This window comes from Verrucomicrobiia bacterium (assembly GCA_035946615.1).
GTDB lineage: Bacteria > Verrucomicrobiota > Verrucomicrobiia > Limisphaerales > UBA8199 > DASYZB01.
In genome coordinates this window covers 35,021-61,165 of sequence record DASYZB010000161.1, presented here as the reverse complement: position 1 = coordinate 61,165, position 26,145 = coordinate 35,021, and the positions used below count along the sequence as shown (strand labels likewise).

The window sequence follows — 26,145 nt, the reverse complement described above, 5'->3', positions numbered from 1 at the left end:
GATTAGGACAAAGAGAGCGGCCATCGCGCAAGGGAATTCCTCGTCATTCCCCAGGCTCTCGATGAACGGAACCTTTAGGAAATGTCAAACGGGTTCTGTGTTCGCAACCATTGCGTGATCCTCTTAATTTCCTTATTTCCCGGCGTCCCACGCAACCGCACATGGGCCCAGCGGACCTGCGGGGCCACAAAGAGCCGGTGCATGGGCTGGACCGTGGCGTGGAATTGCGCCTGGACCGATTCTCGGGTGCGGCCCCGCGATTGGCCATCTCGCGCCAATCGCCGTTTCAGGCGAGTCCGGGCGGGGCATTCGAGAAAAATCCGCAGTGCGAAGAGCCGGCGAAGGGCTGGCCGGCGCAGCAGCCAAAGACCCTCGACGACGATGAGGGGTTTTGGCCTGAGAACTTGCGAGGCCGCCAAGCGGGTGTGCGTTTTGAAATCATAGGAGGGCACGCGCGCAGGGTGGCCGGCATGAAGCCTTTTCAATGCGTTCTCGAGGGCGTTCCAGTCAATGGCGCGCGGGTGATCGAAATTGAGCCGGGCGCGCCGGGCCGGAGTCAGGTGGGAGCGGTCGCGGTAAAAGTCGTCGAGGCAAATGCGCAGGACGTTGGGCGCCAGGGCGGTTTCGAGCTTCGTGGCCAGCCAGGATTTGCCCGAACCGCTGCCGCCGGCAATGGCGAGGAGCAGGGGCCGCCGCGCCTTTCGCGATTGGAGAGCAGCGGGCCGGGGTTGGGTCTGGTCAATCGCGCGCACGCGGCAAGAATAAGGCGGTGAGAGCAGCCGGCAGGAATAGCAGACCAGCGTAGAGCAAAGCGATGCGGTGATCGCCGACTCTGGAAAACAGGCCGAAAAAGACGGTTCCGGCTGCCGCTGTGACCCGGCCAATGTTGTAACAGAACCCCGCGCCGGTGGTTCGGAGCAGGGTGGGGAAAAGTGGGGGCAAATACATGGTAAAGAGGGCGAAGGCCCCCTGGCAAAAGCCGATTACAGGCAGCCAGCAGAGCAGAGCCAGGTGGTTGCGCGCAACGCTATAGGCGCCGAGCATCGCCGCGAAGTAGGCCAGGAACATCAGGGCGATGGTCAAACGGTATCCGAGGAATCGCGCCAGCCAGCCGGCAAAGAAGTTTCCCAAAATCGAGGACCCGATCACCAGGAACATGGCGGCATCAGCCAGGCGATTTTTTTGGGCCGGGGTCCAGGAAAGCACCTCAGGGAGATTGCGCAATTGCTGCTGATGCCAAAACATAAAGGCCCAGTGGGCGGTGAGGGAAATGCCGCAGACGACCGCGACGCAAATGGTAACCCGGCGCACCTCGCCGCGAAATAAATCCTTGAGACCGGGCATTTGCTCGACGCTCTGCCTGGCGCCGCGCCATTCCTCGGTTTCGGGCACAGCCCGCCGTATCCACAAGACCAGCAGGGCCGGGAGAATGCCGACCAGGAATAAATAACGCGGAGGGGCCTTGGCAAGAATTTGGTTGGCCAGGACAGCAAAGAGGATACCGATGTTGACGCCGGTCTGGAGCACGGCAGCAATCCATGGCCGCCAACGATGCGGCCAGGTCTCAGTCAACAGCGACGCGCCTACAGCCCATTCGCCGCCGATGCCCAGCGCCGAAAGAAAGCGGCAAAAGAGCAAGTGCCACCAACTGGTTGCGAAAAAGGAGAGGCCGGTGAACAAGGCGTAGGTGAGGATTGTGAAGCTCAAGGCGCGGGCGCGGCCCAGCCGATCGCCAATCCGGCCAAAAAAAGCGCCGCCAAAAGCCCAGCCCAGCAGAAACGCGGCCTGGATAATTGAGCCATAGCGTCCGACCCGGGGGTCAGTTGTGGTAGTGGCGCCCAGCAACTGCGCCACAAAGGGCGCCGCCACCAGCGTATAGAGATGCATGTCCAGCCCATCGAAGGTCCAACCCAGCCACGCTGCGATGCCGGAGCGCCACTGGTGGCGGGAGAGCCGGCGCAGTTCTCCTCGCTCAGTTGCAGCAGTGGGCGCCCTCAGATCGGTGGATTGCATGCCAGACCGATGATGGTGCAGGAACCAGCTATTGGGAAACCAGCCTAAAGTCCTTTCGATGACAGGATCTCACGCCAATGCGAGGCGGGGTAAAGCGGTCCCGGCTACGTCGATACGGCGTGGGAAACGGCGGCCTCGGCTTCAAGGGGCCGATCCTGACGGCCATTTGCAGGACGAGCCAGTGGCCCTGCCAATTGTTTCGGGGCCGGTCTGACCGAGAGGGAGCAAGTGACCAGTGTGCCGGATTTATTCGTCGGCTTGATGTCCAGGGTTGCGCCGATGGTATTGGCGCGATAATTCATGATGCGCAATCCCATGCGGTTCTTGGAGCCAGCAGGCTGAGAAAAGGGGAGGCCGTCATTTTTGATGGTCAGGACTAAGTGCTCATGCTGATGAGTCAGGCCAATCGAAACCTGCCGCGCTTTTCCGTGTTTGATCGCATTGCTGACGGCTTCCTGGGCGATTTTGTAAAGCTGAACAGTGCTGTGGCGAGGCAACGCGGGGGGGGCTCCTTTCGGATGAAACCCGCACTGGATGCCAAACATCTTTTGGACGTTTTCCGCCAGCCCTTTGAGAACCCCGCACAAATCATCACCGCTGGCGTCTAATGAACTGAACTGATGGGCCAGGTTATGGGTATGCTGAATGGTTTCGTCGATCAGGGCTTGGATTTTACGCGCTTCGCCGACGCACGCATGATTCTCGGTCGCCAGCCGGCGCTCCAAGCCCTTCAGCATCATGGACACCCCTGTCAGTTTTTGGCCAAGGTCATCATGCAGGTCAAATCCGATGCGACGCCGCTCGTTTTCGGCGATTTCGAGCAGTTCATTTTCGAGCCGTTTGCGTTCGTCAATGACGTTCTCCAGTTTGAGATTGGCGGCGCGCAAGTCCGCGGTGCGCTGCTCGACCCGCAGTTCGAGCTCTTCCTGGGCGCGCAGCAACTCCTCCTCGGATTTGCGCCGGGCACGCCGCACTTCGGCGTCGCGCAACTCCCGCTCAACGGCCGGCACCAGGCGCGCCAAGTGGTCTTTCATGATGTAATCATGCGCGCCGGCCTTCATTGCGGCCACAGCCGTTTCTTCTTCGATATAGCCCGAAACGATAATGAATGGAACGTCGAACTGGTGTTTTTTAATCAATTCGAGCGCCTCCGGAGCGCTGAAGCTGGGCATCGCATGGTCACAAAGAATGGCGTCCCACAATTGATTTTGGAGGGCAAGCTCCATGGACTCCGCGGTATCGACCCGCTGGCTAATGACATCGAAGCCGCCCCGGTCCAGAGCCCGAATCAGCAGCAAGGCATCGGATTGGGAATCTTCCACCAGTAACACGCGCAACGCGCGGCGCGCGCCGCCGGGGGTTCTCGATGCGCTAATGAAAGGGCCGATTGGGTTTGGTCTTGCCACGTGATTTGCTGCCAGGGCCAGAATTCGTTTTCAGTTTATTAAATTGGTCCTTAAGCGTTGAATATGGGCTATGTTTGCCAAAAGGGAATGGGGTTAAAACCCTAGGTTGCCAGGCACGCGGCCTATAACTGAGTTGGCTGCCAGCCTTTGTGGCGCAACAAGTCCAACAACCCACCTTTGCCGAGAAGATGTCCGGCGCCCACCACCACCATGGCCTGCTGCCGACTTCGCAGCAACTGCTCGATCCGTGGCGCCCAGCGTTTATTTCGGTTCCTGACGGAGCGTCTGAAGAGGGAAGGGGCTTCGATGCGGGAACGATTAAGCAGGGTATCCAATTGCGTGGTATCGCCGCAGTTCCAGGCGCGCCGCATCGCTTTCAGGAAAGCCCCTGTTTCTGCCAAGTCCTCAAGGGTTTCATCGAGCAATTGTTCGCCTTCACGGTTCGAAAACCGGGTCACTAGCCGGATTTGGAAATCGACGGATTCGAGTGTTTCAATTTTTTTATGCTGCTGCTGCGCCTTTTTAAAAAGATAATGGTCCACGCCGTTTTCCGAACTGAACCCAAGCCTCTGCATTTCCAGGGCCTCCAAGGAGATAGCGGCGACCGATGGTTTTACGAAATCGAAGATATCAGGAGGCAAACCGAGTTGCCGCACTTGCTGACGAAAGCGCGAATAGAGGCTGGGAGGAAGCTCCTCGCTTAGGATTTGGTCCTGCGGCAAAGCGCCGCGCTTGAGGAGTTCCTTCTGCGACGCCGGGTCTTCCAATCGAGCCATGTCGGTCTCGAACACCACAATGGCCGCATTGCTGAACGCTGTTTCAATCGCAGCAGGCATGGGATAATCCTCTGGTTTCATCACATGAATGGCCCCTAGCAGAAAAACGGTCGCATTGGCGCTATCAAGTTTCCAAAGCAAATGCCGGCAGGGGCTTCTGGTGCTGGAACGCTGGGCCGGCGGCGCAGGGGATGCTGGAGGAGGCGCAGGATTGGATAATTGTTGAGGGCTGGAAAAGCCTGAAATCGGCTCGCGCGCGGGCATGGATTGGGCAGAGGAGGAGAAGGGCGCCCCTTTCAAAGGAGCGGCAGTGGCCGAAATGGAGAGCCACACTCCCGCCAACCCCGCACAAAGAGCCTGTCTTAAAAGTAGAATTGCCGCTATTCGTCCTCGACCTCTTGGTCGTCCGCGTCCTTGAAAGCCCTGAGAATTCGAGCAGGAAGAATGAGAACGAGGAGGATGGAGCCGGCCAACTTCAAAACAGGCACTAAGAAAAAAACAATTGGTTAGCCGCTTCATCCGGAGTGCGTCATGTCTTCTGGCCGCACCCATTGGTCGAATTGCTCGGCCGTCACAAAGCCCAGTTCCAGGGCAGCCTGACGCAGTGAAATATTCTCCCGGTAAGCCTTGAGGGAGATTTGGGCGGCCTTTTCGTAGCCAATGTGCGGGTTGAGGGCCGTCACCAGCATCAGCGAGTTTTCGAGGTGCTCGTGGATGCGCTTTTCGTTGGGCTCGATCCCTTGGGCGCAATGGTCGTTGAACGAGCGTGCCGCCTGGGCGAGGAGTTCAATTGAATCCAGCACGTTCTGCAGGATGACCGGCTTATAGACATTGAGCTGGAAGTTGCCTTGTGAACCGGCGAAAGCCACCGCGTGATCATTGCCAAACACCTGAACCGACACCATCGTCAGGGCCTCACACTGTGTCGGGTTAATCTTGCCGGGCATGATGGACGAGCCCGGCTCGTTTTCCGGCAATTTCAGCTCGCCAAGACCGGCCCGTGGTCCCGAGGCATACCAGCGCACGTCGTTGGCTATTTTCAGCAGAGCGCCGGCTAGCGTTCGCAATGCCCCACTGAGGGTCATCATCGCGTCGTGGGCCGAGAGGGCGGCAAACTTGTTGGGTGCCGAGACGAAGGGTTTGCCCGTTTCCACGGCGATTTTGCGCGCCGCTGCTTCCCCGAAGCGAGGATCGGCATTCAGGCCCGTGCCGACCGCCGTTCCACCGATGGCGAGGGCGCACACTCCCGGCAAAACGCTGTGGAGAGCGCCGAGCGCCTCGTCGAGTTGCGCTACCCAGCCGGAAATCACCTGTCCAAGCGTTAGAGGCGTGGCGTCCTGGAGGTGTGTCCGGCCTATCATCGTTATCTGCGCGAAGGCTTTGGCTTTCGCATCGAGCGTGTCCCGTAGCAATCGAATAGCAGGCGCCAGGACGTTCTCCGTCTGCTCGACTGTGGCGATGTGCATGACGGTCGGGAAGGTGTCATTGGAAGATTGGCTTCGGTTCACATCTTCGTTTGGATGGATCGGCTTCTTTGAACCCAAAATACCACCGGCAAGCTGAATGGCGCGGTTGGCGATGACCTCATTGGCGTTCATGTTGGTTTGAGTGCCCGACCCCGTTTGGAACACAACGAGCGGAAACTCCGCATCCAGCTTCCCTTCGATTACCTCCTGGGCCGCAGTCACAATCAAATCGGCCTTCTCCCGCGTCAATTGGCCCAGGTCAGCATTGGCCAGGGCGGCGCATTTTTTGAGAATGCCCAAGGCACGGATGACAGGCCGGCCCCAGCGGTAACGCTCGACACCAATCTGGAAGTTGTGGCGTGAGCGTTCCGTCTGGGCGCCCCACAGATGCTTTGCGGGAACTTTGACTTCGCCCAAGGAATCCTCTTCGATACGGAAACCGGCTGCGCTGGCAATTGTCATGGTGGCCTGTATTAGGCGCGCACCGCGGAGCGGCGGTGCGGATAGCCGCGGGCTTCGACCTGAATGAAACCCACGGCTACAAGCGAGTGTCGCTCGGCGACAGCCGTTTTGCCAGCCTATTTGCGCGGAATTACGCTCGCCAAGCCGCCCGCGGGATGCTCGTGTCTTCTCACTTTTTGTTTCCGGCCGATGCCGTGGAAAACATCTCGGCCATCCGTTTCTTCATCTCTTGGGGCGAGACGTCCTCAATGTGCGTCAGGAGCATCCATTTGTGCCCGAACGGATCGGTGAGTGATCCGCTGCGGTCACCCCAGAACTTGTCGGCAACAGGTTCTGTGACAGAAGCTCCCGCGCCTACGGCGCGCTCGAACGCCGCGTCCACGTTCTGCACGTACAACGCAAGTCCCACCGGCGATCCTTCGAGGCTCTCAGGCGACACGTTCCCATGCTCCGGGCATTCTTCACCCAGCATGATAATGGAATCTGCGATCTGCAATTCTGCGTGGGCAACTTTGCCGTCGGGCCCCGGCATGCGCACGCGCTCACGCGCGTCGAAGCCGCGTTTGTAGAACTCAATGGCTTGCGCCGCGTTCTTTACCGTCAGGTACGGTGTCACGGCATGAAAGCCATCAGGAATGTATTTTACGTTTGTTTTCATAACACCAGCAGCATGGCGTAGGGTGGCCTGTTCATTCTATTGGGGTGTGCACCCCACTTGAAAAGGGAGTCCGCTGCTTACGGCTTATATCCCGCAGGCAACGTGGCGTCGCGGGCTCTTTGATTATTCATGAGGCTGAGATAAAAGTTCTCGAGCGTCTCTTCTTCGCGGGCGATTTCATAAACGGGGATGCCGCGCTCGACCAGGAGGCGAACCACGCGGTCGGCCCCGATGTCGTGTCCCAGCGCGACCAGCCTGCCATCGCGCACATCGGTGATGAGCCGGCAATCGCGGAGTTCCTTCACAGCCAGCGGGAAATCGCCGACGTTGAGCCGGACCCACCGGGTGGCCTCGCGCGTGGCCGAGAGTGTGCCCTCGAAAACCATCCGGCCCTGGTTCAGGACGGCGATACGCGAGCAGAGGTGCTCGACCTCATTGAGGAAATGCGACGAGAGCAGGATGGTCAGATTGAGTTCGCGATGCAGCCGGAGGATGGTCTGGCGCATTTCATGGATGCCTTCCGGGTCGAGGCCGTCGCTGGGCTCGTCCAGGATAAGGAGTTCGGGCCGGGGCAATAGGGCTTGGGCGAGGGCCAGCCGTGTGCGCATGCCATGGGAGTAGGTCCGCACTTTGCCACGCTCGCGCCCGGTGAGGCCGACCCAGTCGATGACTTCACGGATGCGCGTCCTGGAGGTCGGCGCGGTGTAGGAGCTGAAAATCTCGAGGTTGCGCCAACCGCTCAAGTAATCGTAAAAGGCCGGCGTCTCGAAAATGGCGCCTACCTTGAGCAATGCCTGGCGACGGTGGGCGGTCACGTCGAAGCCGCAAATGGTAATCTGCCCCTTGGTAGGCCAGACCTGGCCGAGCATCATCCCGATGGCGGTGCTTTTGCCGGCCCCATTATGGCCGAGCAGACCGTAAATCTCACCCGCCGGCACCCTTAGGGTGAGGTCCTGGACGGCAAAGCGGTTCCCAAACCTTTTGGTGACATTCTCGAGATGGATCATGGGCTTTGTTGAATCGTGCCGGAGAGTTCGAGCAGGTTTTTGATATGGCCATCCGCATAGAGGAAATTGACCTCCTTTTTCGGGCCGCGCGCGGCATGGAACCGGTCTTTATCGAACATGAGCGGGATTTGGTGCGGATTAAAGCTGATGCCCAGGGCGGAGAGGTGATCGGCGTCTTCGCCATTGAGAAGGCTGTTCCAGGAATAGCTGCTGCCGGTTGTTTCAAAAACTCGTTGCCGGTCGGAAGGGCAATCCAGCACCTTGAGATTGCCCAAGTTATTGCTCAGCACACGGTCCGGGCTTGGGAGATCGTTGGAAGTGGTCAGCGAGTAATCGCGCATGATGGGGAGACGATTATTGTTGTCCTGGACGTAAAGCTGAAGGGCGATGCCGATCTGGTGCAGGTTGCTCAGGCAGGCGGTGGCGCGGCCAGACTCCTTGGCCCGGCTCACAGTCGTAAGTAGCAGGCCGCTTAAAATGGCTATAATGGCAATGACGACCAGCAATTCGATGAGGGTGAAGGAACTACACAGAAGAGTTTTAACAGAAGCAAACGAAGAGGATTGGGATATGGTTTGCAGCAGGGTCCCTTCGAGGGGGTCATTGAAAGTTGCATAGGGGTTTCGATGCAGGCCACTGCGCCAAATACACTGTGCAGGCGGTCTATTCATGCGACCTGGGTTTGCCTCAGCACGGTGGAGAACTGCATTGCCGCTCATTCCCTTCGTTCTCTTCGTTTGCTTCTGTTCAAAATCTTTTGTCATGGACCTCCGCGGAAGGGGCGGCCACTTTCCATCACGCGCTGAAGTTCCTCCAGGACCGGGGCTAGTTCGGCTTTGGTCTGCGGTGAGCTCTGGCTATAAAAGGTTTTCAGGCCAATGGTGCGTATTTTACCCTGGAGTTCCTCACTGAGAATGGGGGGGCCGTTGGTGCCCGGAGCAATGCCCTCAGCGCCGCCGGCTTGGAGTCTGGCCTCGGCCTCTCGAAGCCGGCGCAGGGCGTCATCGACCGCTTTGCGCCGTTTCTCTTCAGGCAACTGCTCGAAGGAGGAGAGCATTTGCTTGAAGCCAGTCGGCATAGTGGCATCAATGAAGCGGCCCTTTTCCTCGTCAGTCATTTGCTTGAGCCAACTCCAGGTGACGCGTTCCAGGCGCGCTTTGCGCCGCTCCTCGACCGACAGGGAGTTCAACATCCGGGCCAGCTTGTCAATGGCCCTGGCACGGGCGTTGGCTGAGAGCTTGCTTAAATCAATGGACTCGGCGTATGCCTTCACTTTATCAGCGGTGACGCGGGAGTTCTTGGCAACGGAATAACCGACGATAGCGAGGACCCAAATTACGACGACGACGAGTGCCGAGAGGAAGACAGGACGCCACCGTTGAGTCTGCATGGGTCGATTGTATAACAGGGATGAAAAGTTACAAGGCGGCGTGGAAAGCGGGCAGCAATTCTCATTTTGGCGCCGCTGCCGCATTGATGTGGCAGCGGCGCTTCAAAACCTCAAAATGCGAATTGCTGGAAAGCGAGACCTCGCGGACCTCGCGGGTTTCAACCAACAAATTTGATGGCGGTTTGGCGGGGCTCGAACTATGCTTGGCGCCAGGCATTCACGATGGGTCCCGCAAAAACCGCGCTGGTGATCGATGATGACCCGGAGTTTCGCAATCTCCTGGCTGAAATTCTGCGCCAAAATCAGTGGCGCGTCCTGCTGGCCGAGGATGGTGAGCAAGGCATTCAATCGGCCAAAGAGCATCTCCCTGATGTGGTCCTGTGCGACCTTCTGATGGCTCATGGCAATGGATTCCAGGTCTGCCGGGCTTTGCGCGCGCTTGAACCCATCCATCGGCCCAAAATCATTGTTGCCTCGGGAAGTGATTTTCCCGCCGATCGGCAGGCCGCCTTCGAAGCCGGCGCGGATGATTACCTCATAAAACCCATCCGAAGCGCAGACCTGTTATCCGTACTCTCTCGAGTCACACCACAGTCCAATCGCCTTGAACCCCCTCCGGTTTCCCATGCTCCCAACGCCGCACCGCGCGCCGCGTCCTGGACGGAGGGGTTGCGCCTCAAATTCTGGGGGGTGCGCGGTTCGATCCCAACGCCGGGTCCGGCGACAGTCGAGTACGGCGGCAATACCTCCTGTGTCGAGGTACGGGCGGCCGCGCAAATCATTATTTTGGATGCGGGCACGGGCCTGCGCCCGCTCGGGGGCCAGTTGCTTGCCGAATTCGGCGATCAGCCTCTTGAACTGACTCTATTGCTCACCCACACGCACTGGGATCATATCCAGGGCCTGCCGTTTTTCCCCCTGGTTTACAGGCCGCAGAATCAACTGCGCATTCTCGGCTATGAAGGCGCCCGCCCCGGCCTGGACGCGGTCCTGACCAGCCAGATGGAGAGCCCGTTTTTTCCCATTGGTTTGAGCGAAGTGCCGGCCAATATCAAAATCGAAGAACTCAAGAACCTTGAATTCCATTTAGGCCAGGTCCGCGTGCAGGCCTTCTTTGCGTATCACCCCGGGATTTGCGTCGGTTACCGGCTATCTTACGGCGGCCGCTCGCTGGCCTTCTTTCCGGATAACGAATTGCGCTATTCTGAGAATCGCCCCGCCGGGCATGTCACGCCCCAGGCCGGAGCCGCTGAGTTTGCCCGAAACGAACACCGCAAGCTCATAGAATTCCTACGCGGCACGGATGTGCTCATTATGGATACTCAGTATGATCGAGAGGAATACCAAGCCCATATCGGCTGGGGACATGGTTGCCTGGACGAGGTCATCGAACTGGCGCTCGATTCCCAAATCAAACACCTGTTCTTGTTCCATCATGACCCTGACCACGACGACGCTAAAATCTCGCAAATGGTCAGCCACGCCCGCCAATTGGTCGGCCAACGCCACGGCCCACTTCAAGTCGAGGCCGCCCGCGAGGGTTTGGTCCTGGAATTGCCGGTCCTGCAAGTTCAAGGCGCTTGAATGCTCCCTTTGAGCTGTTAACAACCGATTCGTCTTCCAAGGCGCGGTGGGGCCGGTTAAAGACGGCGCATGGAACCGTTGATACCCCAGTCTTCATGTCGGTGGGCACTCAAGGCAGCGTCAAAGCCATTGACCCTCGCGAATTGCGCGAGATGGGCGCTCAAATCATCCTGGGCAACACCTATCACCTCTCTATCCGCCCCGGGCTCGACATCCTCCGCAGCGCGGGCGGCCTGCATCGATTCATCAATTGGCCCGGTCCCATTCTGACCGATAGCGGTGGGTTCCAGGTTTTCAGCCTCGCAACCATTCGCAAAATTCAGGCGCATGGCGTCGAGTTTCGCTCTCATCTGGACGGCTCACTTCTGTTCCTCGGCCCCAAAGAAGCCATGGCCATCCAGAGCCAGCTCGGTTCGGACATTGCAATGGCCTTTGATGATTGTCCTCCTCACACCAGCACCCCGCGTGAATTGCGGGCTGCCGTCGAGCGCACCATCCGCTGGGCCAAAGAATGCCGGGAACAGCCGCGCGCCACCGGGCAACTCGTTTTTGCAATCGTTCAGGGTGGCATCGACTCCTCGCTGCGCGAGGAGTGCAGCCGCGAGTTGGTTGCCCTTGATTTTGACGGCTACGCTATCGGTGGGGTGAGTGTCGGCGAGCCTGAGCCGGAGATGATGCGGGCAATTGAAATGACCGAAAAGCTGCTGCCTGCCAACAAAGCCCGATATGCCATGGGCCTGGGCACCCCGGCGCAGTTGGTCGAATTAGTGGCCCGTGGTGTCGATATGTTTGATTGCGTCCTTCCGACGCGCGTGGCGCGCAACGGCACCGCCTTCACGTGCAAGGGCAGCATCAGCATCAAGGCGGGCGCTTGTAAGGCCGATTTCAGGCCCATTGAAGAGGGTTGCGACTGCTTTGCCTGCCGCCATTTCACCCGCGCCTATTTGCGGCATCTGCTGAATGTGGGAGAAATCCTGGGGCTTCGGATGCTCAGCGTTCACAATACGCGCATGTACTTGAAGGTAATGGAGGATGTGCGCACGGCCATTGCTGCAGGAACGTTCGCCCAATTCCGGCGCGACTTCGCCGCCACGTACGTCCCAACACAGCGCGTCCTGCTCGCCCGCGCCGCCGAAGCAGAGCGCTGAGCTTGCCCTGCAGCGGCGACACGCCCCTCGAAGCAAAGAGCTCTTTTGGGCGTGGAAGAAAGGCCCGCGAGCCGGTGCGCTCGGCGGGCCTTTGGTGCGGGAACAGGTTTCTTAATTAATCCACCGCTATCTTCCTCGGCTTCACGCGCTCGGATTTGGGCAGGGTCAGGGTCAGAACCCCCTGGTCCATTCGCGCCGAAATCCTCGCGGTATCAATAGCCGGGTCGAGCTCAAACACGCGCCGGAAACCGCCGTTTTGCGATTCTCGGAAGAGCGGGTTGCCCGGCAACGCTTCTTCGGTGCGATGGCCGGTGATTGTGATTTCATTGCCTTCCAACGTGATCTCAAGGCCACCCTTGTTGACGCCGGGCATCTCCGCTTCGAGCACATACCCATCTTTGTTCTCGAAGATGTTTACCTCCGGCGAAACGTATTCGGTGGACCGCTCCGCATTGACGGGGCGTTGTTCCTTTTGGACAGTCGTCGTTTTCATCTCATCTTCCTTTCTCGATGCTTTAACAATGTTCTCTAAAGGAAGGCATCAGCTCACGTTCACATCAATATGTTTGGGCTTGGCTTCCTCCGCCTTGGGCAAGGTGATGCTCAGGATGCCGTCCTTGTACTGTGCTTTGACTTTATCCACCGCGACAGGCGAAGGCAAAGTAACCGTCCGCTGGAACCGGCCAAAGAACCGTTCCGCGCGATAGACTTCGGCGTCTTTGTGTTCGTCCTCGCTCTTACGTTCGCCCGAGATACTCAGGCTGCCGTCGTGGAGGGATAGATCGATGTCTTCCTTCCTCATCCCGGGCAGCTCGAGCCGGACGTAGAGGTTGTCGTTATCCTCATACATATCCAAAGCGGGTGTCCAGCCGCTCAAGAGTTGCGAGGTGCGGGCCAACTCGGTAAGGGGGGCCTCGAATAAGCGGTCGATTTCATCGCGCAAATCCGTCAGCCGTCCAAACCCATGCCAGGTTGCCAAATCAGGTCTCTGCCATCTTACAAGATTATTCATATTGTTGTATTCCTTTCTAATCAGGTTGAATCAACAAGAGATATTTAGCTTTGGAGATGCCAACGGAACGATTAAAGCCACAAGATGCTTATAATTAATGTATTACTCATAAAAAAGACGGTCGGATAAATGTTGTTTTTGGGACATAATGGCACAAACCCCACAAATCCCGGCGGAGTATTTGAGACATTTAGTCCCAAGAATGGAACTGAAGAGCAGCTAAACTATTTCACCAAACGGGCTGCGTTGGTCTTGAGATAGCTCTGGAGTGTAGCAATACCGGTCATGTGCGTTCGAACGGCCCTTTGCCCTTGTTGCTTGAGCATTTTGTATTGGATGAGCGTTTTACCAAGTTGCACGATGAGGATATAGGCGTTATTGACCTGCCAGAGTTGGCCTTTGGCCAAGGCACGGGAAGGGGCGTTCCGGGCTGGTTTCATTTTTAATCAGACTGTCCAGGAGGGTGGTTTATTCAAAATAACGTTAAGGAAAGGCTATCCGAGCGCTGCGCGGAGGAGGTCAAATTTCTGTTTGCCTGAGTCTGGCGTTACAGGTTGTTTTGCCTTTTGATCGGCATGCTCGAGCAACTCGGGGGGCAGCTCCTTAAGGAATGGGGAAGGGTGGCATGGCGTAAACTGGCCAAATTTCTTACGGCTCGAACAATGACTGATGGTGAGCGTTTGCATTGCGCGGGTGACGGCCACGTAAAACAAGCGGCGTTCTTCATCCAGGGTTCCTTCTACTTTGGAGCGGGAGTGGGGCAGAAGTCCGTCTTCCAGGCCAACAATATAAACGTGCGGGAATTCGAGGCCCTTGCAGCTATGCATGGTGATGAGAGTGACAGCATTTTCGCCGCCGGAGTCCTCATCCTCGCGCTCGTTGTCCAGGGTAATCTCCTCCAGGAAAGTTTCCAGCCGCGCAGCCGCATTGGGCGGCACCAGGCTGGCCTCCCAGCCTGATGGCGTGGTGTTGCTGCCGTCCAACATGCTTATAAGCTCTTTCACATTTCGAATGCGGCCTTCCGCGGACTCAGGGTTCTTCTCGCTGCGGCGCAATTCATTCAAGTAGCCAATGTCCGTCAGGAACCGTTCAGCCCAGGCCGGCAATTGGGCAGCGGAGGATTGGGTATCCGCCAGCACAGTTCGTGTTTGCTCGATCCAGGCCCCAAATGCTTCGATGGCCTCACGGCTTCTGGCCTGGAACGTGGCCGTTACAGCCGGGTTTTTCATCGCGGTAAAAACGGAGCATTTGCGCTCGTGGCTCGCCCCCAGGAGCCGTTCCATGGTGTCATCGCTCAGACCTCGGGCAGGCACGTTGGCGATGCGCAGCAGGCTGATATCGTCGTGCGGGTTGAGCAAGGTCTTGAGGTAGGCCAGAAAATCGCGCACCTCGCGCCGGTCGAAAAAGCTTTGTCCGCCGATCAAATGATAACGAACCGAGGCCAGGCGCAGGGCAGTCTCCAGCGGTCGCGCCTGGGCGTTGGTGCGAAAAAGGATGGCTTGGTGGGGCCACGGCGCCCGTTGCGTCAGGCGGGCGTATTCGATCTGCTCGACAATGCTGCGCGCCTCTTCTTCCTCATGCTGGAACGTGTGCAGAAGGATTTTGGGGCCCTCGCCTTTTTGAGACCATAATTGCTTGCCGCGGCGGCGCACATTGTGCCGGATAAGGGCGTTGGCCGCGTTGAGGATGGTATTGGTGGAGCGATAATTTTGCTCGAGCTTGATCACTTTGACCTCGGGAAAATGCTTTTCCATCTCCAGCAGGTTGGCAATTTCGGCCCCACGCCACCCATAGATGCTCTGGTCGTCATCTCCCACTACACAGAGGTTGCGATGAACTTGAGTCAGGGCCTGGACCAATTGAAACTGCGCGGCATTGGTATCCTGGTACTCATCGACCATCACAAAACGGTACTTGGCACGGCAGGCCTCGAGGGCATCCAGATGCTCGGTAAACAGCCGCAGGGTGAGCAGAATCAAATCGTCAAAATCAACCGCGTTACACGCTCGCAACGCGGATTCGTACCGGGCGCGGATATGCTCCGCCATCGCATGCGCGTTCGGGTCCGAAAAAACCGCTGCGCGCTCTCCGCCGTTTCGAAAGCGGCTCAGCATCGACAGAATCGCGGCCGGGTCGGTCTTTGGCCCTTGTGTGGAGATGCGGGCCAGGATTTTCTTGATAGCCCCCAGTTGTTCGGATTCGTCGTAAATGACGAAATTGTGTTTATAGCCAAGCTTTTCGATATGCTGGCGCAGGATGCGAACGCAGAGTGAATGAAAGGTGCAGATGGTGGGCCGGCCAGCCCCTTGGCCTTCAGGCGCGGCAGCGCGCTTCGCTTGCGGCGTCAGTTTGCGGACCCGCTCCTGCATTTCGCGCGCGGCTTTGTTTGTAAAGGTAACCCCCAGGATGTGCCCCGGCTCAATGCCGCTCTCAATCAAGTGCGCAACGCGGTAAGTAATGACCCGGGTTTTGCCCGTGCCGGCCCCCGCCAGGATCAGCACCGGGCCGCCGATGGCCTCGACAGCCTGGCGCTGCTGCGGGTTCAATGAACTCAAATGCAACACAGCGCCCAGTTTAGAGGCCGGTGGATAAGAGGCCAAGCGCACATTGGAAGGAAGTCATTGGGCTAATCCTGTTCGCGCCTCTGCCCTACTCGATGCCAGGATGACCTTTTGTGCCTTGCCTCGCCATTCAGGCAAAGCCTAGCTCCCGTTGCCATCATTGGTTTTCTCGGCCAATTCATGCCAGCGCTCGTATAAGCGGGTCACCTCAGCCCGGGCGGCTTCCAAATCCCCAATCAGCCCGTGGGCCTCGCGCGACCGCTTGGCGTGGAATTCAGGATCATTCAAGGTGGTTTCTATTTCCTCGACGCGGCTTTCAGCCGAGAGGATCGATGCCTCCATCGTTTCGAGCTCACGCTTTTCCTTGAAGGAGAGTTTCCGTGGGCGAACCGGTTTGGGCGGGTTGGCCGTTTCGGCCTTTCGGGTTTGGGTTTTGGCGAAGCTCGCGTGGACGGCTTCCCGCAGGACATCGCGCTCCTTCTTTTTCTCGAGATAATAGGAGTAATTGCCTCGTTGGACGAACAAACCGCCCTCCTCGAAGGCGACAATTTGGTCACAGATGCGATCCAGGAAATAGCGATCGTGACTGACCACCAGCACGGTGCCGTCGAAATCAGCGAGGGCCTCCTCCAACATCCGCAGGCTGGGCAAATCCAAATCATTGGTCGGTTCGTCCAGGACCAGCACGTTGCCGCCGCGCCGCAAGACTTTAGCCAGCATCAGCCGGGCCCGTTCCCCGCCGGAAAGCCGGGACACCGGCTCGTTCGCGCGTTCATCCGCGAACAAAAATCTCCGCAGATAAGAGCGCGCGCTTAAATGTTGCTCGCCAAACAGCACCGTTTCGCTCCCCTCGGAAATCTCCTCGAGCACTGTTCCTGTGGCGTTGAGTTGCATGCGCGCCTGATCGATATAATTGAAGACTACCCGTTTGCCGATCTCGACGGTGCCCTGGTCAGGGGAACGTTCGCCCAGGCAGATGCGCAGCAAGGTGGTCTTGCCTGCGCCGTTGTGCCCGACGATGCCCGTGCATTGCGCCGGATCGAGCGAGAGCGTCAAACCGCGAAAAAGCCATCGTTCCCGCTCGCCTTGGCCAACCTTGGCGCCCGCATGGCCCAAATGAATGGCGTGATTCCCCAACGCGGGCGGCGGAGGAATGAGCAAGTCCATCTCGCGCTCGTCCGGGGGCGCTTCGAGACCTTGGACTTGGTAATAGGATTCGAGGCGATGGCGCGGTTTGGAACGTTGCGCCCGGACGCCTGCGCGCACCCAATCCAGTTCTTCGCGCAAGAATCGCTGCCGGCGCCGCTCCGATTGTTCGGCAATCTGCTCACGAATGGCCTTCGATTCCAGGTAGGCCGTGTAATTGCCCCGATGCCAAAAGCAGCGGCCCTCGGCCAACTCGATGACCCGCGTGGCTATCCCATCCAGGAAATAGCGGTCGTGCGTCACGAAAATAGCCGCCCCGGGGAACTCGCGCAGGAAATCCTCCAGCCACAGAATGGATTCGGCGTCCAGGTGGTTGGTAGGCTCGTCAAGCAGCAGCAAATCCGGTTGGGGCGCCAGGGCGCGGCAAAGGGCCACGCGCCGTTTTTCGCCGCCCGAGAGCGGTCCCACCAAGCCATCCAGCGGGGGAGCGGCCAGGGCCGAGGCGGTTGTCCGGATGCGGGCGTGCAGCTTCCACCCCTCTGCGCTGTCGATTTGGTTGAGCAAGAGCGCCAGTTCGGCGTCGGTTCCTTCTCCCGATTCATAGCGCCGCAACCACTCCATCAAATCGGCTGCGCCCGCTTCGATATTTTGTCGCACTGTGAGGTTGTCATTCAACTCGAACTCCTGCGGCAGATACCCGATGCGCAAGCCACGCCGCCGCGACACTTCCCCTGAATCGGCATGTTGCTGGCCGGCCAGGATGCGCAACAAAGTGGTTTTGCCGCAACCGTTCCGGCCCAAGAGCCCCACCTTCTCGCCCGGGGCGACCGAGAGGGTGGCCCCCTGAAGCAGACATTGATGGCCATAAGCCAGGGCCAGGTCGTTGGCCGTCAATAAAGCCGGTCGGGTAACATTCATGCGCGCTAAACAATTGCCGGTTTCGAGTCGGCGACGAGACAAGTTGTGCCATAGCCGCTGCACCCAGGCGAGCGGTTCCAATCCATCCCGCGCCTATAGAGACACAGAAGGTGTGAAACTTGCCGCGAGAGGGGAAACTCCCCAGTGCCAATGCGGTCCGCCCGCTTGATTGTGTCCCATGAATAACATTGTCGGTTTGGCATTGCTGGGGGGCGGAGTTGTATTGCTCATCTTCGGCTTCAACGAGTCCCAATCGTTCGGTTCGGAGGTCTCGCGCTTCTTTACCGGCAATCCTACCGATCGCTCGATGTGGTTCTTGATCGGAGGGGCCGTGGCGGTGTGTGCGGGCCTGATTCTCAGCATTCGCGGCACCCGCAAGGGATAAGGCCTAACAGTCGCTTGCCTGGAGGAAGAATAGAACAAATCCGCCGGGTTCGGCTGGACCTTGCCGCTCGCAAAAGCGGGTGCTCTGCCAGGACCAATGACAAGGTCAGTTCCAAACCTTTGTAGGAGACGACGTAAGGAGTTCTGATCAAGATTGCCAGCGTGGCCGCCTTGGGTTCATCCGGAAGTTGCTGATCAGAGATTCCTTACGTCGTCTCCTACACTCAGGAATTAGCGCCGTGCTCTACCCGTAATAATCCAGTGGCGATTGACTTTTCTTTGGAAACCCTCTATTCCGCCGGTGGATTGCTCACATTGGAATATCTTGCTGAGTTGCTGGACAAAAACCGCGACGCCGCGGGGGCCCGGGTAAAAGAGTTCTCGATAGGCGGCCAGATGTTCGCCTTTAACTCAGGCCCGGCGATCATGGGGGTCATTAATCTGTCGGCTGACTCGTGGTACCGAGAGAGCGTGTGCCTGACGACCCAGAGCGCGCTTCGGCGAGCCATGGTGCTGAAGGCCCAAGGGGCAGACATTATGGATGTAGGGGCTGAATCTACCCTGGACCACGCGGCGCGGACCGGAGATGCCGCCCAGTCGGCGATGCTCATTCCAGTGATTAGGTCTATACGTCAGGCCGGGATCACCGTCTCGGCCGAGACCTATCACTCGAACGTCGGCCAAGCTTGCCTTGAAGCTGGGGCTCAGGTCTTAAATCTGACGGGCACCGACCCCGATGAGGAACTCCTGCGCGCGGCAGCGGCCCATGATGCGGCAATCATTCTTTGTTATGTGCAGGGAAGAAATGCGCGTGAGGTCGGCGATTTCGATTTCAGCGGCGATCCCATCGGCCTGATGCGGGATTATTTTGCGCGTCAAATCGAGCGCGCCATCCGGTGCGATGTGGGAAAAATCATTCTGGACCCGGGTCTTGGGTTTTATTACCGCAATTTGCAGGATAGCGCGGTGCGAATTCGCCACCAAATGTCCGTCTTTTTAAACACCTTCCGCCTGCGCGCGCTGGGCTATCCAATCTGTCACGCACTGCCCCATGCCTTCGAGTATTTCGCCGAGGAAGTCCGTTGCGCCGAACCGTTCTTTGCTGCGCTCGCCGCGCTGGGCAAAACCGATATGTTCCGCACTCACGAAGTGTCCCGGACACGCGCCGTGCTGGAAACGCTAAGCGCCTTCCGAGGGCAGTAGGGGCGAATTGCCGCCATTAGTCCTTGTCCTCCTGGTCGTCCTCGTTCTCGAAAGACCTGAAAAATCGAGGACGAGGAGGAGAGGGAGCCGGCCATTTTCAAAACACGTTCTTAGAGGACTGCCGCAATCCAAGGCCCTTCGTGCGGCTTCGGCCTTGTCGCAAGGAAAACCCCCTCCTCCTGTGACTGGGTGGTCCAGTGCTCGAGCACCTTCAGCCCGTGTCGCGCAAGCCATGAGCGCACCAGCTCGGGGGTGTGGCGCCAGGAGAAAAATAGCCGAATCGATTCGCCCGGCTTGAATTCGAAAGCGTGGGCGTCCACCACGATGCGCCGCTGCCGGTGAAAATCAAAGAAGACCGTAATGCGTTTTGCGCCCCCGCTCTCGGTGCTGTCCTCAATTGCGAACCGTAACTGGCCGTCGTTCCGTTCCACACCGAGATCGAGCAGGAACGTCATGAGCCAATCGCGGGTCAGCGCGTTATCGTACTGCGGCAGGACGCGTTGAACACCGGCCAAGTAATCAGCGCCCGGCGCCAGGTTGGCGCTGAGCAGCAGGCCGTCTCCCGCTCGCAACAGGCCCGAGAGCCGCGGCAGGATAACGCCCGGCTCAAAATTCGGGAGCATGCCGAAAAACGTGAACAGGCGAGCCGGTTCGGTGCGTTGGGCAGCGGTCGAAAAGCGCAGGCCAAACGCTTGCTGAAGCGTTGCGGGCAATTCTTCAGCCGTTGCGAGGTCGCAAACCAAGGGCAAACAGTTGTTCTCAGGGATGATTTGGATGGCGCTTTGGTATGCAGTCAAAACCAAGGCGCTGCTCACATCGCAGGGTGTGTAAAAGAGCTCCTTCATGGACTCTGAGACAAGCTGAAGAAGGCGCGAGTCCTTTTGGCCGCCACCGCAGCCCAGGCCAATCACATGCAGGGGTTTTGCTTCAACCCGATTCGCGGTGGCGATGAAGCTCCGGTCATAAATGGCCGCGCAATCCGGGTCGTTTCGCGCGGGAGAGCAGGCCTGGTACAGGGCCAGCCATTTCTGCCCCTGCTTCACGCTGTCGTAATGGAATTTGTGGTTTATTTCCCGGCGCCCCAGCGACTCGATCAAGTCTCGCCGGACATTCTCGGGAAATTGGCTGCGGTCAAAGACCAGTCGCGCAAGGGACGGCATCAGGCATGGCGCTACTGCGGCCAGAGCGAAAGGTTTTGCTGGGCGAGTTTAAGGATGATAAATCCCGGCATCCAATCCAGGAGCAGGAAGATCAAAATAACGCCCAGCACAGGGGCAAGGTCCAACCGGGCAAAGCGCAAGGGCAGTGGCCGCAGAGGGGCGAGCAGGCGAGTTGCGGTTGCGGAGATGAACTCCCACAGGGGATTGCTGCCCAAATAGACATAACTGGCGACCAGGTGAAGGAGCAGAAAGATCGGCAGGAGATACTTCAGGGATAAAAGCAACGCGGCCCATATCAACAATCCTTGTTCGAGTAAATGGGCCCAGGTATGGACGGGAGTGATAACACCCAAACGGACCAGCACAGGCTGGAAGGAAACCCATAAAAAAAGAACCCAGCCTATCGAAAGAGCAAGTTGGATTGGCCATGGCCAACGCCCCAAGCGGCCTAGTTGCAAACGAACCAGTTTCTGGATGGGGTCGGGCTGCAGAGCGCCGCGGTTGACCAAAACCAAGAGCCAAAAATAAAAAACCGTCGCCACCCGAAGAAAGCTCAGGGCAGAATACGCCAGGCTTGGCAGCAACAGGTCGCTGCGAAAAGCCAGAACGACCGGACCCAAATCCAACTTTGGATTCCACCCCGCCGGCGCGCCGATTTCCCGATAAAGCAAGGCGCGCAAGGCCAGGAGCAAAAGTAATCCCGGCAAAAACAACCACCCCTCCAGCCTGCGGCGCTCGGCCCGTCTGAGGGTGCCCACCAGGGTAACGGGCAAAGGGCGGGCCAGTGGGTCCAAATGGTGCGAGCGCCAGCTCAGCCATAGCGAGAGCGCTGCCAGGTTCAAGATGAAATCAATTAAACCCACGGCCTAACGCCGCTTTGCGGCTTACATCATTTTCAGAAGTGTATCTGCCATTTCCGACGGAGTCGGCGCTACGCCGATCCCCGCGGCCCGAAAAGCTGCAATCTTGGCCGCAGCGGTCCCTTTGCCGCCGCTGACGATGGCTCCGGCGTGGCCCATGCGCCGGCCCGGCGGCGCCGTGGCCCCGGCAATAAAGCCGGCGACCGGCTTCTTGCAGTGCCGCTGAACCCATTCCGCCGCCTCTTCCTCAGCCGACCCGCCAATCTCGCCAATCATGATAACACCCTGCGTTTCGGGATCGGCATTGAACATCTGCAGAACATCCAGGTGCGACGTGCCATTGACCGGGTCGCCGCCGATACCGACGCAAGTGGATTGGCCAACCCCGCGGCAAGTCAACTGCCACACCGCTTCGTACGTGAGGGTGCCGCTGCGCGAGACCACACCGATATGGCCCTTTTTGTGAATGTACCCCGGCGCAATCCCTATCCGGCAGCCCCCAATCGAGTCCTTGCCCTCCCCCGGGGTGACGATGCCCGGACAATTTGGCCCGATTAAACGCGTCCGCTTTCCTTCCATTGCCCGCTTAACTTTGACCATGTCTCGGACAGGAATGCCTTCGGTTATGCAGACCACCAGGTCCAGGCCGGCATCGACCCCCTCGAGTATCGCATCCGCCGCAAAGGCCGGCGGCACAAAAACAGCCGAAGCCGTTGCGCCCGTTTGTTTCATGGCCTCGGCGACTGTGTCGAAGATGGGGACTTTGTTTTCAAAGAGCTGGCCGCCTTTGCCGGGAGTGACCCCTGCCACCACCTGCGTTCCATAGGCCAGGCTTAATTGCGTATGGCGCGCGCCGAAACTGCCGGTGATGCCTTGAACCACCAGCCGCGTTTGAGGAGTTACAAGGATTGACATAAGAATTATTTCCCAGCCACAGCTCGCACCACTTTTTGCGCAGCATCAGCCATCGAATCCCCGCTGATGATCGTCAACCCCGACGCGGCGAGGGTTTGTTTGCCGGCGGCGACGTTATTGCCTTCCAGCCGCACCACAAGCGGCAGTTTCAGACCCGTCTCTTTAATAGCGGCGACGATGCCGGTGGCGATGACGTTGCAATCCATAATCCCGCCGAAAATGTTCACCAGAATCCCCTTCACGTTGGGGTCCTGCAGGATAATGCGGAATGCGGCGCTAACTTGCTCGGGACTGGCGCCGCCGCCGACATCGAGGAAATTGGCCGGCTGCCCGCCAAAGTGCTGGATAATGTCCATGGTGGCCATAGCCAGGCCAGCCCCGTTGACCAGGCAGGCTATATTCCCTTCGAGCTTGATGTAATTCAGGCTGAATTTACTCGCCTCAGTTTCCAGCGGAGCCTCCTCAGCCAAATCGCGCATGGCCTGCAGGTCTGGATGGCGATACAGGGCGCTATCGTCCAGGGAGAGCTTGGCATCGACAGCCATGAGGGCGCATTTGCCTTCCGCAGTCAGGATGATACATAGAGGGTTAATCTCGACCAAGGTGGCATCGGATTCCCACCAGGTGTTAAAAACCCCCATGAGCAGCTTTGAAGCCTGATTGATTAAATCCCCAGTTAACCCGAGGGAAGCGGCCACTTTGCGCCCCTGGTAAGGCATCATGCCGACTGCTGGATCGATGGGTTCCTTTATGATTTTTTCAGGCGTTTTGGCAGCCACTTCTTCGATGTCCATTCCCCCTTCTGTGCTGGACATCAGCACGGGGCGGGCGGTGGCGCGGTCCAGCAGGACGGCCAGGTAGAGTTCTTTCTGGATATTGGGGGCCAGGGCCACCAGCAACTTGCTCACCAGCCGGCCCTCGGGACCGGTCTGCTTGGTCACGAGCACGTTGCCAAGCATCGCTTGGGCGTTCTCAAACACCTCTTGCGCCGTTTTACAGATTTTGACTCCTCCCTTGAACCCGCTTTTGAAGGCGCCTTTGCCGCGGCCGCCCGAATGGATTTGGGATTTGACAGCCACAATGCGCGCACCCTGGACAAAGAGTTGTTCGGCAATGCGTTTGGCAGCTTCCGGGGAATCGCACACGTCGCCCGCGGGCAGGGCGACGCCCTGCCGGGCTAATAATTGCTTGGCTTGAAACTCGTGAATGTTCATGGATGGTAGTTAAGGCCTAGAAGTACTCCGGGCCTGCCCTTTCTGGCAGGTGTGCCGATTCGCTCAAAACCAAACCGCGGTAGCGGTCCGGCGGGTTCATTTCCGCTCTTTGAGTGGGATGTAATGGTTCAGGGTGGGCCCGGTATAAATCTGGCGTGGGCGATAAATGCGGGTGGGGGCTTCCATCACTTCGCGATAATTGGCAATCCAGCCGGGCATGCGCCCGATGGCGAACATGACCGTGAACATCTCGACCGGGATGCCGATAGCCCGCATGATGATTCCGCTGTAGAAATCGACGTTCGGATAGAGCTTGCGCTCGACAAAATAAGGGTCGCTCAGGGCGGCTTCTTCGAGGTGCTTGGCGATATCTAGCAGAGGGTCCTGGATGTGCATCTTGGAGAGCACCTCGTCGCAGGCCTTCTTGATGATCTTGGCGCGCGGATCGTAGTTCTTATAGACCCGATGGCCGAATCCCATGAGGCGTTTGCCGCTGTTCTTGTCTTTGGCTGCGGCAATGAATTTCGAGCCGTTATCGCCGGAGTCGTGGATGGCCTGGAGCATTTCCAGCACAGCCTGGTTGGCCCCGCCATGCAGCGGACCCCACAAAGCGCAGACCCCGGCGGCGGCGCTGGCAAAAAGGTTGGCCCGGCTGGAAGCCACCATCCGCACTGTCGCTGTCGAGCAGTTTTGTTCGTGATCGGCGTGGAGCAAAAAGATCAGGTCCAGGGCTTTGGCTGTTTCGGGCTTGATTTCCGCATCCTGGTAAGGCAGCGAGAACATCATGTGCAGGAAGTTCGCCGTGTACTTCAGGTCGGGTTTTGGATATATAATGGGCAATCCTCGCGATTTGTGGTAGGCGAACGCGGCGATAGTCCGGACCTGGGAGAGGAGCCTGGCTGCGGCGACCTCGAAATGGTTTTGCTTTTGTTCTTCAAGCAGTTCGGGATAAAAGCAGCTTGCGGCGTTGATCATCGACGAGAGAATGGCCATGGGATGGGCATGGGTCGGGAAGCCCTCGAAGTGGTGTTTCATGGCTTCGTTGAGCAGCTCGTTGTCGGTGAGCAGGTCGGAAAAGCGGCGCAGTTCGGCGCTGTTGGGCAGCCGGCCCATGATAATCAGATGAGCCACCTCGATGAAGGTGGAGTTCTCAGCAAGTTCTTCGATGGGAATCCCCCGGTAGCGCAGAATCCCGCGCTCGCCATCGATAAAGGTGATCTGGCTCTGGCAGGAGCCAGTGTTGGCATACCCATCATCCAGTGTGATAAACCCGGTATCGTTGCGCAGGGAAGAAATATCGATGCCCCGCTCGTGCTCGCTCCCCTCGATTACCGGCAATTTACAATTCTTTCCATCCAGTGTCAGTTCGGCTCTATTATTTTCCATAAAGTAACCTGTGCAACTCGCGCGCGGCGCAAAAACCTATGCCATCATCACTTGCCGCGCAATCCCAAATCTAATTTGCTTCAGGCCTTTTCTTCAATCAATTCCCTGCGCGCGCCGCTGAGCAACTGCTCGATGAACGTGGTGGAATAAACTCCCCGGCGGAAATTGGGGTCTTGGAGGATTGCCTGCTGGAAGGAGATGGTGGTTTTAATGCCGGTGATCATGTACTCGCTCAACGCGCGGCTCATTTTGTCCATGGCCTCGCGGCGGTCTTTGCCATAGGTAATCAACTTGCCGATGAGCGAATCATAAGCCGAAGGGATGGTGTAGCCGGCGTAGGCGTGACTATCCACGCGCACTCCGCGTCCGCCCGGTTGGTAGTACATCTCGATGCGCCCGGGGCTTGGGCGGAAATCGTCAAAGGGGTCTTCGGCATTAATGCGGCATTCGATGGCGTGTCCCCGGAACTGAACGTCCCCCTGGGAAAGGCGCAGCGGTTCTCCCATCGCCAGCATGATCTGATAGCGGACCAGGTCGATGCCGGTCACTTCCTCAGTGATGGGGTGCTCGACCTGGATGCGCTTGTTCATCTCGAGAAAATAGAAATTCCCGTTGTTATCCACGATGAACTCGACCGTGCCGGCATTGGTATAATTGGCTTCCTGGGCAATTTTAATGGCGGCCTTTCCCATTTTTTTTCGCAAATCTTTGAACTTCCCGTTCAACAGTGGCGAAGGGGATTCCTCGACCACCTTTTGGTTCCGTCGTTGTATTGAGCAGTCACGCTCCCCCAGGTGGATGATGTGCCCCTTATTGTCCCCGAGGATTTGGAACTCGACGTGATGCGGGTTTTCGATGAATTTTTCGATATAAACACCCGAGTTGCCGAAGGCCTTCTCGGCTTCATTGCGGGCGGTGTGGAACCCTTTTACAAGAGAGATATCGTTGTGAGCAACCCGCATGCCCCGGCCTCCACCCCCAGCGACCGCCTTGATCATCACAGGATAGCCGATGCGCTTGGCTACACCCAGAGCCTCTTGCTCATTCTCGACCACCCCTTCTGAGCCAGGAGGGGTGGGGACATCGGCCTTTTTGGCCAAAGCCCTGCTGACGGCCTTATCTTCCAAAGCGTTCATGGCCCGCGAGTTAGGCCCTATAAAGCGAATGTTGCAGCTCTCGCACACATCCGCAAAATGGGCGTTCTCGGCCAGAAAACCGTATCCGGGGTGGATGGCATCGACATCCGCTATCTCGGCGGCGCTGACGATGCGGTCGATGCGCAAATAACTTTCGTTGGCGGGTGCCTTTCCGATGCAAATGGCTTCGTCTGCCAGTTGCACGTGCATCGAGTTGGCATCTGCCTCCGAATAAATCGCTACCGTCCGGATGTTGAGTTCCTTGCAGGCCCGGATAATGCGGACGGCTATTTCCCCGCGATTTGCGACCAGGACTTTTTCGAACATGCTATTTAGGCGA

Annotated in this window: 24 protein-coding genes; 4 read left to right on the top strand and 20 right to left on the bottom strand. The window is 58.2% G+C overall.

What is annotated here, in order from left to right; genetic code table 11:
- Positions 1–74 precede the first annotated feature (74 nt).
- The 9 genes from VG146_23345 to VG146_23305 form a co-directional block, all read right to left on the bottom strand.
- A complete protein-coding gene (locus tag VG146_23345) occupies positions 75–752 on the bottom strand; it encodes a zeta toxin family protein (protein ID HEV2395295.1) in 678 nt (225 codons plus the stop codon).
- Positions 739–2,013 carry an MFS transporter gene (locus VG146_23340; protein ID HEV2395294.1) on the bottom strand — a complete coding sequence of 425 codons (1,275 nt, stop codon included), beginning with the start codon at positions 2,011–2,013 and terminating at the stop codon, positions 739–741. Before VG146_23340 ends, VG146_23345 begins: the two co-directional genes overlap by 14 nt.
- Positions 2,014–2,117: 104 nt before the next feature.
- Positions 2,118–3,419 (bottom strand): response regulator, encoded by a 1,302-nt coding sequence (locus tag VG146_23335; protein HEV2395293.1) that lies wholly within the window; start codon positions 3,417–3,419, stop codon positions 2,118–2,120.
- A gap of 122 nt (positions 3,420–3,541) precedes the next feature.
- Positions 3,542–4,459 carry a TraB/GumN family protein gene (locus VG146_23330; GenBank protein ID HEV2395292.1) on the bottom strand — a complete coding sequence of 306 codons (918 nt, stop codon included), beginning with the start codon at positions 4,457–4,459 and terminating at the stop codon, positions 3,542–3,544.
- Between the two features lie 251 nt (positions 4,460–4,710).
- Positions 4,711–6,123 (bottom strand): class II fumarate hydratase, encoded by a 1,413-nt coding sequence (gene fumC, locus VG146_23325; GenBank protein HEV2395291.1) that lies wholly within the window; start codon positions 6,121–6,123, stop codon positions 4,711–4,713.
- A gap of 169 nt (positions 6,124–6,292) precedes the next feature.
- Positions 6,293–6,781, bottom strand: a complete 489-nt coding sequence (locus tag VG146_23320) for a VOC family protein (GenBank protein ID HEV2395290.1) — start codon at positions 6,779–6,781, stop codon at positions 6,293–6,295.
- A 77-nt stretch (positions 6,782–6,858) separates the two neighbouring features.
- Positions 6,859–7,788, bottom strand: coding sequence for an ABC transporter ATP-binding protein (locus VG146_23315; protein ID HEV2395289.1), 930 nt, complete (start codon positions 7,786–7,788; stop codon positions 6,859–6,861).
- On the bottom strand, positions 7,785–8,459 hold the full coding sequence (locus tag VG146_23310) for a type II secretion system protein (GenBank protein ID HEV2395288.1): 675 nt from the start codon (positions 8,457–8,459) through the stop codon (positions 7,785–7,787). Before VG146_23310 ends, VG146_23315 begins: the two co-directional genes overlap by 4 nt.
- Before the next feature lie 89 nt (positions 8,460–8,548).
- Positions 8,549–9,178 carry a hypothetical protein gene (locus VG146_23305; GenBank protein ID HEV2395287.1) on the bottom strand — a complete coding sequence of 210 codons (630 nt, stop codon included), beginning with the start codon at positions 9,176–9,178 and terminating at the stop codon, positions 8,549–8,551.
- A gap of 174 nt (positions 9,179–9,352) precedes the next feature.
- On the opposite strand from VG146_23305, the gene VG146_23300 reads away from it, so the two are divergent.
- Together VG146_23300 and tgt are read left to right on the top strand one after the other, a co-directional pair.
- Positions 9,353–10,762: a response regulator gene (locus VG146_23300; GenBank protein HEV2395286.1), complete on the top strand. Its 1,410-nt coding sequence runs from the start codon at positions 9,353–9,355 to the stop codon at positions 10,760–10,762.
- On the top strand, positions 10,759–11,910 hold the full coding sequence (tgt, locus tag VG146_23295) for a tRNA guanosine(34) transglycosylase Tgt (GenBank protein ID HEV2395285.1): 1,152 nt from the start codon (positions 10,759–10,761) through the stop codon (positions 11,908–11,910). The genes VG146_23300 and tgt overlap by 4 nt, the downstream gene beginning before the upstream one ends.
- A 115-nt stretch (positions 11,911–12,025) precedes the next feature.
- Here tgt and VG146_23290 read toward each other — a convergent pair whose 3' ends face one another.
- From VG146_23290 to VG146_23270, 5 genes are all read right to left on the bottom strand, one after another.
- A complete protein-coding gene (locus tag VG146_23290; protein ID HEV2395284.1) occupies positions 12,026–12,403 on the bottom strand; it encodes an Hsp20/alpha crystallin family protein in 378 nt (125 codons plus the stop codon).
- A gap of 48 nt (positions 12,404–12,451) precedes the next feature.
- Positions 12,452–12,922 (bottom strand): Hsp20/alpha crystallin family protein, encoded by a 471-nt coding sequence (locus VG146_23285; GenBank protein ID HEV2395283.1) that lies wholly within the window; start codon positions 12,920–12,922, stop codon positions 12,452–12,454.
- 224 nt (positions 12,923–13,146) lie between these two features.
- Positions 13,147–13,362, bottom strand: coding sequence for a hypothetical protein (locus VG146_23280; GenBank protein HEV2395282.1), 216 nt, complete (start codon positions 13,360–13,362; stop codon positions 13,147–13,149).
- A gap of 54 nt (positions 13,363–13,416) precedes the next feature.
- Complete coding sequence (locus tag VG146_23275) at positions 13,417–15,486, bottom strand: UvrD-helicase domain-containing protein (protein ID HEV2395281.1); 2,070 nt, start codon at positions 15,484–15,486, stop codon at positions 13,417–13,419.
- Positions 15,487–15,624: 138 nt separating this feature from the next.
- Positions 15,625–17,547, bottom strand: coding sequence for an ABC-F family ATP-binding cassette domain-containing protein (locus VG146_23270; GenBank protein ID HEV2395280.1), 1,923 nt, complete (start codon positions 17,545–17,547; stop codon positions 15,625–15,627).
- A 178-nt stretch (positions 17,548–17,725) separates the two neighbouring features.
- Here VG146_23270 and VG146_23265 point away from each other — a divergent pair, with 178 nt between their 5' ends.
- Together VG146_23265 and VG146_23260 are read left to right on the top strand one after the other, a co-directional pair.
- On the top strand, positions 17,726–17,932 hold the full coding sequence (locus tag VG146_23265; GenBank protein HEV2395279.1) for a DUF3185 family protein: 207 nt from the start codon (positions 17,726–17,728) through the stop codon (positions 17,930–17,932).
- Positions 17,933–18,192: 260 nt separating this feature from the next.
- Positions 18,193–19,134, top strand: coding sequence for a dihydropteroate synthase (locus VG146_23260; GenBank protein ID HEV2395278.1), 942 nt, complete (start codon positions 18,193–18,195; stop codon positions 19,132–19,134).
- Between the two features lie 110 nt (positions 19,135–19,244).
- Here VG146_23260 and VG146_23255 read toward each other — a convergent pair whose 3' ends face one another.
- The 6 genes from VG146_23255 to accC all read right to left on the bottom strand — a co-directional run bounded on the left by VG146_23255 (position 19,245) and on the right by accC (position 26,132).
- On the bottom strand, positions 19,245–20,294 hold the full coding sequence (locus VG146_23255; GenBank protein HEV2395277.1) for an L-histidine N(alpha)-methyltransferase: 1,050 nt from the start codon (positions 20,292–20,294) through the stop codon (positions 19,245–19,247).
- Positions 20,295–20,305: 11 nt separating this feature from the next.
- Positions 20,306–21,136, bottom strand: a complete 831-nt coding sequence (locus tag VG146_23250; GenBank protein ID HEV2395276.1) for a hypothetical protein — start codon at positions 21,134–21,136, stop codon at positions 20,306–20,308.
- Between the two features lie 42 nt (positions 21,137–21,178).
- Positions 21,179–22,069 (bottom strand): succinate--CoA ligase subunit alpha, encoded by an 891-nt coding sequence (gene sucD, locus VG146_23245; GenBank protein HEV2395275.1) that lies wholly within the window; start codon positions 22,067–22,069, stop codon positions 21,179–21,181.
- Between the two features lie 5 nt (positions 22,070–22,074).
- Entirely contained in the window at positions 22,075–23,283 is a 1,209-nt protein-coding gene (gene sucC, locus VG146_23240; protein HEV2395274.1) for an ADP-forming succinate--CoA ligase subunit beta, read from the bottom strand.
- 96 nt (positions 23,284–23,379) lie between these two features.
- Positions 23,380–24,669 (bottom strand): citrate synthase, encoded by a 1,290-nt coding sequence (locus tag VG146_23235; GenBank protein ID HEV2395273.1) that lies wholly within the window; start codon positions 24,667–24,669, stop codon positions 23,380–23,382.
- An 80-nt stretch (positions 24,670–24,749) separates the two neighbouring features.
- The gene (accC, locus tag VG146_23230; protein HEV2395272.1) at positions 24,750–26,132 is read right to left on the bottom strand and encodes an acetyl-CoA carboxylase biotin carboxylase subunit; all 1,383 of its coding nucleotides are present in this window, start codon (positions 26,130–26,132) and stop codon (positions 24,750–24,752) included.
- Positions 26,133–26,145: the final 13 nt, after the last annotated feature.